Annotated in this window: 14 protein-coding genes; 4 read left to right on the forward strand and 10 right to left on the reverse strand. The window is 59.0% G+C overall.

Features of this window, described 5'->3' with window-relative positions; all coding sequences use genetic code 11:
- Positions 1–34: 34 nt before the first annotated feature.
- The 10 genes from SCT_RS11995 to pmbA form a co-directional block, all read right to left on the reverse strand.
- Positions 35–517 (reverse strand): phosphatidylglycerophosphatase A, encoded by a 483-nt coding sequence (locus SCT_RS11995; protein WP_059423337.1) that lies wholly within the window; start codon positions 515–517, stop codon positions 35–37.
- Positions 501–1,454, reverse strand: a complete 954-nt coding sequence (gene thiL / locus SCT_RS12000) for a thiamine-phosphate kinase (RefSeq protein WP_059423361.1) — start codon at positions 1,452–1,454, stop codon at positions 501–503. The genes SCT_RS11995 and thiL overlap by 17 nt, the downstream gene beginning before the upstream one ends.
- 86 nt (positions 1,455–1,540) lie before the next feature.
- The gene (gene nusB / locus SCT_RS12005; RefSeq protein ID WP_059423339.1) at positions 1,541–2,011 is read right to left on the reverse strand and encodes a transcription antitermination factor NusB; all 471 of its coding nucleotides are present in this window, start codon (positions 2,009–2,011) and stop codon (positions 1,541–1,543) included.
- The gene (ribH, locus tag SCT_RS12010) at positions 2,008–2,475 is read right to left on the reverse strand and encodes a 6,7-dimethyl-8-ribityllumazine synthase (RefSeq protein ID WP_059423341.1); all 468 of its coding nucleotides are present in this window, start codon (positions 2,473–2,475) and stop codon (positions 2,008–2,010) included. The genes nusB and ribH overlap by 4 nt, the downstream gene beginning before the upstream one ends.
- Before the next feature lie 17 nt (positions 2,476–2,492).
- Positions 2,493–3,584, reverse strand: a complete 1,092-nt coding sequence (ribBA, locus tag SCT_RS12015) for a bifunctional 3,4-dihydroxy-2-butanone-4-phosphate synthase/GTP cyclohydrolase II (RefSeq protein WP_059423343.1) — start codon at positions 3,582–3,584, stop codon at positions 2,493–2,495.
- 117 nt (positions 3,585–3,701) lie between these two features.
- Positions 3,702–4,295, reverse strand: coding sequence for a riboflavin synthase (locus SCT_RS12020; protein WP_059423345.1), 594 nt, complete (start codon positions 4,293–4,295; stop codon positions 3,702–3,704).
- 22 nt (positions 4,296–4,317) lie between these two features.
- Positions 4,318–5,406 carry a bifunctional diaminohydroxyphosphoribosylaminopyrimidine deaminase/5-amino-6-(5-phosphoribosylamino)uracil reductase RibD gene (gene ribD, locus SCT_RS12025; RefSeq protein WP_059423347.1) on the reverse strand — a complete coding sequence of 363 codons (1,089 nt, stop codon included), beginning with the start codon at positions 5,404–5,406 and terminating at the stop codon, positions 4,318–4,320.
- A gap of 121 nt (positions 5,407–5,527) precedes the next feature.
- Positions 5,528–5,977, reverse strand: coding sequence for a transcriptional regulator NrdR (nrdR, locus tag SCT_RS12030; RefSeq protein ID WP_059423349.1), 450 nt, complete (start codon positions 5,975–5,977; stop codon positions 5,528–5,530).
- Between the two features lie 80 nt (positions 5,978–6,057).
- On the reverse strand, positions 6,058–7,308 hold the full coding sequence (glyA, locus tag SCT_RS12035) for a serine hydroxymethyltransferase (RefSeq protein WP_059423351.1): 1,251 nt from the start codon (positions 7,306–7,308) through the stop codon (positions 6,058–6,060).
- Between the two features lie 73 nt (positions 7,309–7,381).
- Complete coding sequence (gene pmbA / locus SCT_RS12040; protein WP_059423362.1) at positions 7,382–8,722, reverse strand: metalloprotease PmbA; 1,341 nt, start codon at positions 8,720–8,722, stop codon at positions 7,382–7,384.
- 118 nt (positions 8,723–8,840) lie between these two features.
- On the opposite strand from pmbA, the gene yjgA reads away from it, so the two are divergent.
- From yjgA to SCT_RS12060, 4 genes are all read left to right on the forward strand, one after another.
- Positions 8,841–9,383: a ribosome biogenesis factor YjgA gene (gene yjgA / locus SCT_RS12045; RefSeq protein WP_059423353.1), complete on the forward strand. Its 543-nt coding sequence runs from the start codon at positions 8,841–8,843 to the stop codon at positions 9,381–9,383.
- The gene (gene mog, locus SCT_RS12050; RefSeq protein WP_059423354.1) at positions 9,376–9,933 is read left to right on the forward strand and encodes a molybdopterin adenylyltransferase; all 558 of its coding nucleotides are present in this window, start codon (positions 9,376–9,378) and stop codon (positions 9,931–9,933) included. Before yjgA ends, mog begins: the two co-directional genes overlap by 8 nt.
- 65 nt (positions 9,934–9,998) lie before the next feature.
- Complete coding sequence (locus SCT_RS12055) at positions 9,999–10,499, forward strand: hypothetical protein (protein WP_059423356.1); 501 nt, start codon at positions 9,999–10,001, stop codon at positions 10,497–10,499.
- Positions 10,500–10,504: 5 nt separating this feature from the next.
- Positions 10,505–10,729, forward strand: a complete 225-nt coding sequence (locus SCT_RS12060; protein ID WP_059423357.1) for a hypothetical protein — start codon at positions 10,505–10,507, stop codon at positions 10,727–10,729.
- The last annotated feature ends 57 nt before the right edge of the window (positions 10,730–10,786 follow it).

A 10,786-nucleotide genomic window follows, 5' to 3' on the forward strand; every position in this document is an offset into this window, starting at 1 on the left:
ACCTGTTCTGCCAGCTCAAACAGGGCGCGCTCGGCTAATTGGTGATTATCCATAATGCCCCTTTCAAGACGATCACGGCATACAACGCCGCCAGCAGATCGTCCAGCATCACACCAAAACCGTTCTTGAGCCGCTGGTCAAACTGACGGATGGGAAACGGTTTCCAGATATCGAACAGGCGGAACAACAAGAAAGCTGCCACGTACCAGACCAGCATCGGCGGCGTGACGCAGAGCACCAGCAGAAAGGCCACGATCTCGTCCCAGACTATGCCGCCGTGATCCGGCACCCCAAGCGCCTGGCCGGTGTACTGGCAGGCCCACACACCTACCACGAACATCAACAGGATAACCGTCAGAATTGCGGTCCCACTGAGCCATTGCTGCATCAGCCAATACAGCGGGAACGCCACCAGCGTTCCCGCTGTGCCCGGCGCCATGGGACTCAGCCCGCTGCCGAAACCGAAAGACAGGAAATGGGCCGGATGGCTGAATACGAATTTAGGCGAAATGGTCAAATCCGGTCGCCTTGATGGTCATGGCCTGGCCAGCTTGGAGGACGCTCAACCCTGTCGTATCCTTAATGTTTCCGATGCACGCAAGCGGCAAACCGATACGCTGCGCGATGGACAGAATTTCAGCATGTCTTTCAGGTGGTGCGGTAAAGCACAGCTCGTAATCGTCGCCCCCGGCCAGTACACAGTTTTGCACGGCTTCCTGCTCGATATAACATTGCGCCACTTCGGAAAGCGGCAAGGCCTCGAAATGAATTTCCGCACCCACTCCGGAGCGTTCAAGGATATGCCCCAGATCGGCCAGCAGACCATCGGATATATCAATAGCAGCACTGGCCACGCCGCGCAGGGCCAAGCCCAGTGCCACCCGCGGCATCGGCACGCGCAGCCTGGGCAGGCAGGATGCCGCTTCAAGCGGCATCAGCTCGACCCGGCGCTGCAAGTTGGCCAGCGCCAGTGCCGCGTCGCCCAGCACGCCGGACACCCAGATTTCGTCCCCAGCGTGCGCACCATCCCGACGCAACGCCATGCCCGACGGCACTTCACCGATGATCTGCACGCAAATATTCAACGGCCCGCGCGTGGTATCGCCACCCACCAGTTCCACGCCGAATTTTTGCGCCAGGCTGAAAAAACCACCGGCAAAACCGCGCAGCCAGACTTCGTCAGCACCCGGCAAGGCGATCGCCAACGTAGCCCAGCGCGGTGTCGCGCCCATGGCCGCCATGTCGGACAAATTCACCGCCAGAGCTTTATAACCGACCGTTCCAGGCCCATCCTGAGGGGCGAAATGTTGCCCTTCCACCAGCATGTCGGTGGAGACCGCCAGCTGCATGCCTGGAGTGGGCGCCAGCAACGCCGCATCATCCCCCACGCCGAGCTCGGCACTGGGCGTTTCGCGGGTGAAATAACGGCGTATCAGGTCGAATTCAGAGGGCACAGCATTCCCCAGGAAAAACTTTTTCACCGCAAAGGACGCAAAGGGACGCGAAGGAAAACAAGACTTACCCTTGCGTACCTTTGCGGTTAAACATTCTTTCTTACCGCCGACTTGACTTCCAACGCCCGCACCTGAGCTGCAAGTTTGTCCAGTACGCCGTTGACGAACTTGTGGCCATCGGTACCGCCGTAGGTCTTGGCCAGTTCGACGGCCTCGTTGATGACGACGCGGTAGGGAATTTCCGGGTGATGCTTCATTTCGTAGGTGGCCAGCAGCAGGATGGCATGTTCCACCGGGCTCAGATCTCCGGCAGGCCGATCGAGGTAGGGAGCGATCAGCACATCCAGTTCCTGCGCCTGAGCAATCACCCCGCGCACCAGGACTGCAAGATGTTCTTCGTCGATCTTCGAGTATTCCTTTTCCTCACGCAGCTGACTCAGGATGGTATTGGCATCTCCACCCGTCAGCTTCCACTGGTACAGGGCCTGCACCCCGAATTCCCGCGCCTTGCGCCGGCTCTTTTTCGGTGCCTTGTCCGCTCTTCTTTCGCTGCTCATAGACGCTTCATCAGGTTGGCCATCTCGATTGCAACCAGGGCCGCATCGCTGCCCTTCTCGCTCATTCTGGCCAGCGCCTGGTCGTCGTCCTCGGTGGTAAGGATAGCGTTGGCGATGGGTATGCCGTTATCCAGCGCAACGCGGCTCACGCCGTTGCCGGATTCGTTGGCGACCAGTTCGAAATGGTAGGTCTCGCCGCGGATCACCGCACCGAGCGCGATCAGCGCGTCGAACTTGCCGCTCTTCGCCATTTTTTGCAGCGCCGTGGGAATTTCCAGCGCACCCGGCACGCTCACCAGCGTAATGTCGCCATCGGCCACGCCATGTTTCTGCAAGGTGCAGGCGCAGGCGGACAGCAGACCCTCGCATATGTCGATGCTGAAGCGGCTCATCACGATGCCGATGCGCAGCCCCTCTCCCGACAGGTTTTTCTCGATTTCCACGTAGTTGTTACACTTTTTCATATTCATTCCTCCAGGATTTATTTCTTCGGCTCGACGTAGCCCGTCACTTCCAGGTCAAAGCCGGTCATACTCGGCATCTTGCGCGGCGTGGCCAGCAGGCGCATCTTGGTGACGTTCAGATCGCGCAGTATCTGCGCCCCGATGCCGTAATTGCGCAAATCGACCTTGGCGGGCGCCTTCGGCTGGGTGCGCTGAATGCGCTCGAGCAGATCCGCGGAAGTTTCCGGGCGGCGCAACAGAACGATCACCCCGCTGCCCGCTTCGGCTACAGCCTTCATCGCCTCATGCACGCTGAAGGTGTGTTCGAGACTGGCCACATCGAGCAGATCCAGCGTCGACAAGGGCTCGTGTACCCGCACCAGCACCTCCTCGCCGGGCTTGATCTCTCCCTTCACCAAGGCAAGATGCGCCTCGTTGGCGGTCTTGTCCAGATAGGCGATAAGTTTGAATTCGCCGTAGCAGGTTTCCACTTTGCGCTCGGAAACCCGCTCCACCAGACTCTCGGTCTGGCTGCGGTAGTGGATCAGATCCGCGATGGTGCCGATCTTGAGGTCGTGATGTTTGGCATATTCGAGCAAGTCCGGCAAGCGCGCCATCTCGCCGTCTTCCTTGAGGATTTCGCAGATCACCGCCGCCGGCTCCAGCCCCGCCAGACCGGCCAAGTCGCACCCCGCCTCGGTATGACCGGCGCGCACCAGCACGCCGCCCTTCTGCGCCTTGAGCGGAAAGATATGGCCGGGCTGAACGATATCGGATGCCTTGGCGTCCTTCTTCACTGCCGCCAGGATGGTCTTGGCGCGGTCGGCCGCAGAGATACCAGTGGTCACCCCTTCCGCCGCCTCGATCGAAACGGTAAAGTTGGTGCCCAGCGCCAGCTGATTGGCCGACACCATCAGCGGCAGATTGAGCAGGCGGCAACGCTCCTCGGTCAGAGTCAGGCAGACCAGACCACGGCCATGCTTGGCCATGAAGTTGATTGCTTCGGGCGTGACGAATTCCGCCGCCAGCACCAGGTCGCCCTCGTTCTCGCGGTCTTCTTCATCCACCAGGACGACCATTTTTCCGGCCTTGAAGTCGGCGATGATTTCCTGGGTTGAGCTGATTGTCATATCTATTCCCTAATTTAATCTATTAACCGCAAAGGACGCCAAGGCACGCAAAGGAAAACAAACAAATGGGGTTACCTCGCGCTACTTTACGTCCTTTGCGGTGAAAATCATGGTTGATTAGTACTGTTCCGGGTGTAGCAAACGATCCACGTAACGCGCCAGCATGTCCACTTCCAGGTTGACCCGGCTACCGGGTTGGATATGCTTAAGCGTGGTCACATCCAGCGTATGCGGGATAAGGTTGATGGAGAACGCATCGTCGCTCACCTCATTCACGGTCAGGCTGACGCCGTTGACGGTGATCGACCCCTTAGGTGCGATAAAGCGTGAAAGCTCCCTGGGCGCGCGGATCATCAGTCGGTGGCTCTCCCCCACCGGCTCGAATTTCACCACCTCGCCGACGCCGTCCACATGGCCGCTGACGAGGTGACCGCCAAGCCGGTCTGACAGGCGCATCGCCTTTTCCAGGTTGACCTCGCCGGGTTCGCTCAAGCCTACAGTGCAGTTCAGGCTTTCCTGCGACACGTCCACGGTGTAGGCGTTGCCGGCCAGAGAAATCACGGTGAGGCACACGCCGTTGGCGGCGATGCTGTCACCGACGGCAACATCGCTGAAATCCAGCCGGTCGGAGGCGATGGTCAGACGCACGCCTTGGTCGCGTTGCTCAACCTGCTTGATCTGGCCCACCGCCTCGATAATTCCGGTAAACATTGTCACTCTATCCTTAACGTTTTTATGCCACAGGCAGGGCGCGGATGCGCACATCCCTGCCGACCATTCCCACGTCGGCAATGCGCAGTTCGCGCCGCCCTCCCATCTCAACCAATTCAGGCAGATCGAACATGCCACGAGCCCGGTCGCCCAGCAACAGCGGCGCGAAATAAATCACGAATTCGTCCACCAGGCCTTGCCGTACCAGCGCACCATTCAGACCGCGCCCTGCTTCCACCGTAACTTCGTTGATACCACGCTTGCCCAGCTCATCCAGCATCCTCGCCAGATCGACCCGGCCATCCAGCGGCGGCAACACCAGCACTTCGGCACCGGCGTCACGCAAACATGCTGCCTTGGTCGGGTCACTGCTCGCCGTCACCACCAGAACATCCTCCCCCAGCAGCATTTTCGCTCCGGGAGGCATCCTCAATGTACTGTCCACCACCACCCTGAGCGGCTGGCGCGGTGTTTCCACCTCACGCACATTGAGCATCGGGTCGTCCGCCAGCACCGTGCCGATGCCGGTCAGCACCGCACAGGAACGGGCGCGCAACCGGTGCGCATCGCGGCGTGCATCCGGGCCGGTGATCCACTGGCTGACACCATTGTTGAGCGCGGTCTTGCCATCCAGACTGGCGGCGATTTTCAGCCGCAGCCATGGCCGCCCGCAGGTCATGCGGGAAACGAAACCGATATTGAGGTCGTGCGCCTCTTTCTCCAGCAGACCAATGTCAGTCTGGATACCGGCCTGTTGCAGTTGCGTCAGCCCCTCTCCCGCCACCTGCGGATTCGGATCGACCATCGCTACCACTACGCGGCCCACACCAGCCTGGATCAGAGCCCCGACACACGGCGGCGTGCGGCCATGGTGGCTGCACGGCTCGAGCGTGACATAGGCTGTTGCGCCCTGCGCCAGCTCGCCTGCCTGTGTGAGTGCATGGATCTCGGCATGGGGCTCGCCGGCACGCTCATGCCAGCCGGAACCCACCACCTTGTCGTCGTTTACTATCACACAGCCGACGCGCGGATTCGGCGTGGTGGTGTACAACCCCTTCTCTGCCAGGCGCAGCGCTCGAGCCATAAATTCGTGGTCGGCGGCGGAGAACATTTGTTTCACCGCAGGGGTACGGAGACGCGAAGAAATTCGTGTTTGCTACCAACCGCAAAGCAGGAGTTCCTGTCATTGCCCCCGAACAGCGTCGTTCTCTGTGCCTCTGCGCCTCTGCGGTTCATTTATCCAAATCCCGGATGACATCCCGGAAATCATCCACATCCTGGAAGCTGCGATAAACCGAGGCAAAGCGGATATAGGCCACCTTGTCGAGCTTGTACAGCTCGTGCATCACCATTTCGCCCATCTGGCGGGACGGCACCTCGCGTTCGCCCAGACTCAACACTTTTTGTGCGATGCGCTCGATGGCCTGATCCACAAATTCGGTTGGCACCGGACGCTTGTGCAGCGCGCGCATGAAGCTGGTGCGCACCTTGGCGCGGTCAAATTCCTCGCGGGTACCGTTCTGCTTGACCACCTGCGGCATACGCAACTCGGCCGTTTCGTAGGTGGTGAAACGCTTGTCGCAGGACGGGCAGCGACGGCGGCGACGTATGCTGTCCCCTTCCTCGTTGACGCGGGAATCTATCACCTGGGTGTCGATGGCACCACAAAAAGGGCATTTCATTTTTTAGCGAGGAGTGAAGTGTGAGGAGTCAGGAGCAGAACTACCCCATGACAACCCCCTCACTCCTCACTCCTTACTCCTCACTTTCCGTAAACGGGAAACTTCGCACACATCGCCTTGGCCTCATTCGCCACGCGGCTGATGACAGCCTCGTCGGCGGGTGCATCAAGCACGTCGGCGATCAGGTTGGCGAGGTGCTCCGCTTCGATTTCCTTGAAGCCGCGCGTGGTCATCGCCGGCGTGCCGATGCGGATGCCGCTGGTGACGAAAGGCTTCTGCGGGTCGTTCGGGATGGCATTCTTGTTCACGGTGATGTGAGCGAGGCCCAGCGCCGCTTCGGCTTCCTTGCCGGTAAGGTTCTTGGCGCGCAGATCGACAAGGAACACATGCGACTCGGTGCGTCCGGAAACGATGCGCAAGCCACGCTCCTGCAGCACCTTGGCCATCACGATGGCGTTTTCGATCACCTGCTCCTGGTAGTGCTTGAATTCTTTCGTCGCCGCTTCCTTGAACGCGACCGCCTTGGCGGCAATCACGTGCATCAGCGGGCCACCCTGGATGCTGGGGAAAATCGCCGAGTTGAGCGCCTTCTCGTGCTGCAGGCTGGACAGGATGATGCCGCCACGTGGCCCGCGCAGGGTCTTGTGGGTAGTACTGGTCACGAAATCTGCAATCCCGACCGGGTTGGGGTACAGACCTGCAGCGACCAGACCGGCGTAATGCGCCATATCGACAAACAGATAGGCACCAACCATGTCGGCGATCTTGCGGAAGCGTTTCCAGTCGATGATCAGAGAATAAGCTGAAGCACCGGCTACGATCATTTTCGGCTTGTGCTCCAGGGCCAGGCGCTCCACCTCGTCATAATCGATCGCTTCGGTTTTGGGATCCAGGCCGTAGGTGATTGCATTGAAGAGCTTGCCGGAAAGATTCACCGAAGCACCGTGGGTGAGGTGGCCGCCATGCGCCAGCGACATGCCCAAAATGGTGTCGCCAGGCTTCAGCACCGCCATGTATACCGCCTGGTTGGCCTGGGAACCGGAGTGCGGCTGGACGTTGGCATATTCCGCGCCGAACAGGGCCTTGACCCGGTCGATCGCCAACTGTTCTGCCACGTCCACGTACTCGCAGCCGCCGTAATAGCGCTTGCCGGGATAGCCTTCTGCGTACTTATTGGTCAGTTGTGAGCCCTGCGCTTCCATCACCGCCGGGCTGGTATAGTTTTCCGAGGCGATCAGCTCGATGTGGTCTTCCTGACGGCGGGTTTCATCCTGCATCGCCTGCCACAATTCGGGATCGAACTTGGCGATGGTCTGTTCTGCGCTAAACATAACGGGCTCTTTCCAAAAAGCAAAACGGCGATTTTACCACGATCAGGACAATCCTGAGTAAAACCCCACGAGCTCAGTCCCCCGCCACCGTCATCCTCTCGATCAGCACTGAACCGCACTGCTTCGAACCCTGAACCAGGATGTCGCTGCCGACCGCCGCAATCTGCCGAAACATGTCCTTGAGGTTGCCGGCAATGGTGATTTCCTCGACAGGAAACTGGATTTCGCCGTTTTCCACCCAATAACCGGCGGCCCCGCGGGAATAATCGCCGGTCACCGGGTTGATGCCGTGACCAAGCAGTTCCGTCACCACCAGGCCCTTACCCATCATTTTCAGCAATCCGTCGAAATCCTGCCCGCTGCTCTCGATGATCAGATTGTGGTTGCCGCCGGCATTGCCGGTGGAAGTCATGCCCAATTTGCGCGCCGAGTAGCTGCCGAGAAAATAACCCTGCAGTACGCCGTCCTTGATCAGGTCGCGTGCGTGAGTGGCGACGCCTTCATTGTCGAAGGGGCTGCTCGCCAGCCCTTTGGGGATATGCGGCATCTCGCGGATCTGGACGAACGGGGCAAAAATTTGCTGGCCCAGGCTGTCGAGCAGGAAAGAGGATTTGCGGTACAGACTGCCGCCACTGACAGCACCGACCAAGTGACCGATCAGGCCGGAAGCAATCGGCGCTTCGAACAGCACCGGGCACTCAGTGGTCTTGATCTTGCGCGCCGCGAGCCGGCGCACGGTGCGCTCGCCGGCTTGCCTGCCGACGGCCGCGGCGCTTTCCAGATCGGCCGCATCGCGCCGCGAACTGTACCAGTAATCGCGCTGCATTCCTCCATCATCTTCGGCGATCACCGCACAACTGATGCCATGACGCGAAGAAGGGTAGCCAGCGAGGAAGCCCAGGCTGTTGCCGTACATGAACAGCGATTCCTGCGTAGAAACGGAAGCGCCCTCGGAATTGTCGATCCGCTTGTCCACCGCGAACGCAGCGGCTTCACAGGCTTTTGCCTGTTCAATCGCCTGCTCCACCGACAAGTCCCACGGGTGATAAAGACTGAGATCGGGTATCTCCCTGGCCAGCAGGCTCTCGTCGGCGAGCCCGGCGAATTCGTCGCTGGCGGTATATCTGGCAATGCTCACGGCGGCCGCAACAGTATCCTTGATCGCCTGGGGCGACAGGTCAGAAGTGCTGGCATGGCCGCGCTTATGGCCGAAGTAAACCGTTACACCCAGACCCTTGTCGCGGTTGTATTCAATGGTTTCGACCTCGCCGCGACGCACCGAGACGTTCTGGCCGAAGCCTTGCGACACTTCCGCCTCGCAGGCCGTAGCGCCGGCCAGTTTCGACTGGTTCAAAATATCGCGAGTAATCTGACTCAGGGTTTCAATAGAATGGGAAAAACGGGAATCTGACACATGCACCTCGAAAATTTCAGCAGCGGCAAGACCCGGGAACAATCACGAGCTGGCCCTATCTTGCTGAATACCGCATTAAAAAGGTTATCATAGCAACTTTGATTCCATTTGCGAAACCATGACGGATACAGAAGACAACGCGCCTGACGACAGACCGGAACCCCCGAGCAAAACCAGGCGCAAGCAGGAAATGCACGCATTGCAGGATATCGGCGAACAACTGGTAGGGCTGAACAAGGATCGGCTGGCACAAATAAATCTGCCCGAGACTTTGCTGGATGCTGTTATTGAAGCCAAGCGCCTGACCGGTCACGAAGCCCGCCGCCGCCAGATGCAATACCTCGGCAAATTAATGCGTTTTGTTGATGAGGAACCAATCCGGGCCAAACTGGATGAGTGGAACAATGTCACACGCGTTCAAGGGGCAAAATTCCACCTGCTGGAGCGCTGGCGCGAGCGCCTGCTAACGGAAGAGCAAGCCTTGAGCGACCTGGTGGTGGAATATGCGCGGGCCGACATCCAGCAGATCCGCACCCTGATCCGCAATGCGCAGAAAGAGGCCGCAGCCGGCAAGCCGCCAAAGAGTAGCCGTGCCCTGTTCAAGCTGCTGCGTGAAATGATCCTCGAAGGAAAAGAAACCGAACCGGGGGAAGATGAATAACGAACAGCCCGTGCTGATTGGGCTGGTCAGCATCAGCGACCGCGCCTCACAGGGCGTTTACGAAGATCAGGGCATCCCGGCGCTCAACGACTGGCTAGCCAACGCGCTGACCACGCCGTGGCGTGCCGTCACCCGCATGATCCCGGATGAACAGGCGCAGATCGAAGCCACACTGCGCCAGCTGGCGGATGAAGAAGGCTGCTGCCTGGTGCTCACCACCGGCGGCACTGGCCCGGCGCCGCGCGATGTCACCCCGGAGGCGACGCTGGCCGTGGCAGAAAAGGTACTGCCCGGCTTCGGCGAGCAAATGCGCGCCGTCAGCCTGAAGTATGTACCCACCGCCATCCTCTCCCGCCAAGTCGGCGTCATCCGCAAGCAATGCCTGATCATCAACCTGCCCGGACAACCCAAGGCGATCAAGGAAACCCTCGACGGCGTGTTTGCCGCCGTGCCTTACTGCATCGACCTGATCGGCGGGCCTTATCTGGAAACTCGGGAAGAAGCGATCAAGGCATTCCGCCCCAAGTCTGCTATCCGGGCCAAGGATTGACATGCGCCGCAATGCGCTTCGCTTATTGAAACCCTACGCCTTACGCGGGTTACATGCCCAATAAAATGACCGACAAAGAACGAGCAGCCGAATTCATCATCTTTGCCATCAAACAGGCCAACGATGCACAAGCATTTGGTTTTACCCGTAACGAATGCTGCCGCAACCTAAAGATTGCAATCCACCAATACTGGCAGAACAAGATCCTCGGACACCACGGCCAAGCACATAAAGCAAGGATTCCACGATCTAAAGCCGCTCTGAATAAACCAGACAGCGAGTGCATAGTTGAACACGTCATGCCCCAAATGGAGATTGTGAACCGTCTCATGGACATGCGCCCACTCACCAAAGCGGGCGTAATCGAACTCTTGACCAATTATCTTAGAGTCATGGTTGTAACCTGCGACGAACACGCGCTGCTCAACGCCTCTGGACGACGCTCTACGATGCCTCCAGACTGGGATGGTAACGATGTTTTTGCCCGATATGCCGCCATCGGCATCGAAGTCGCACCAACAGAAATCTGCAATGAACGAAACAAAATCGAAGAGGTCAGCAAGTAGCCCGGATGAAGCGCAGCGCAATCCGGGAGCTCCTGCCAAGGCGCATGGACAGAGGCAATCATCCGCCTGGCAACCATCCCACTCCACGGCAGGATGCCCCGGATTCCATTTCATTCCATCCGGGCTACGCCTGCTCCGATCAAATCGATGGGTCAAACTCGATTGATCCTGCGCGGCAAGAAGTGAAGGCAGCCCCTAAGGAAGCCCTGAACAAGTTCCTGAACCTGTAAAATAGCGGACATCATCAATCGACTGAAATTGCCCATGAAACAACTCAGTTTTGCAGC

Source organism: Sulfuricella sp. T08 (genome assembly GCF_000971475.1).
GTDB lineage: Bacteria > Pseudomonadota > Gammaproteobacteria > Burkholderiales > Sulfuricellaceae > Sulfuricella.

What these genes read in the sequence shown, in the direction of transcription:
- nusB (WP_059423339.1), bottom strand. Translation starts at nt 2,011, where the DNA reads ATGAGCAGCGAAAGAAGAGCGGACAAGGCACCGAAAAAGAGCCGGCGC.
- ribH (WP_059423341.1), bottom strand. Translation starts at nt 2,475, where the DNA reads ATGAAAAAGTGTAACAACTACGTGGAAATCGAGAAAAACCTGTCGGGA.
- ribBA (WP_059423343.1), bottom strand. Translation starts at nt 3,584, where the DNA reads ATGACAATCAGCTCAACCCAGGAAATCATCGCCGACTTCAAGGCCGGA.
- SCT_RS12020 (WP_059423345.1), bottom strand. Translation starts at nt 4,295, where the DNA reads ATGTTTACCGGAATTATCGAGGCGGTGGGCCAGATCAAGCAGGTTGAG.
- ribD (WP_059423347.1), bottom strand. Translation starts at nt 5,406, where the DNA reads ATGTTCTCCGCCGCCGACCACGAATTTATGGCTCGAGCGCTGCGCCTG.
- nrdR (WP_059423349.1), bottom strand. Translation starts at nt 5,977, where the DNA reads ATGAAATGCCCTTTTTGTGGTGCCATCGACACCCAGGTGATAGATTCC.
- glyA (WP_059423351.1), bottom strand. Translation starts at nt 7,308, where the DNA reads ATGTTTAGCGCAGAACAGACCATCGCCAAGTTCGATCCCGAATTGTGG.
- yjgA (WP_059423353.1), top strand. Translation starts at nt 8,841, where the DNA reads ATGACGGATACAGAAGACAACGCGCCTGACGACAGACCGGAACCCCCG.
- mog (WP_059423354.1), top strand. Translation starts at nt 9,376, where the DNA reads ATGAATAACGAACAGCCCGTGCTGATTGGGCTGGTCAGCATCAGCGAC.
- SCT_RS12055 (WP_059423356.1), top strand. Translation starts at nt 9,999, where the DNA reads ATGACCGACAAAGAACGAGCAGCCGAATTCATCATCTTTGCCATCAAA.
- SCT_RS12060 (WP_059423357.1), top strand. Translation starts at nt 10,505, where the DNA reads ATGAAGCGCAGCGCAATCCGGGAGCTCCTGCCAAGGCGCATGGACAGA.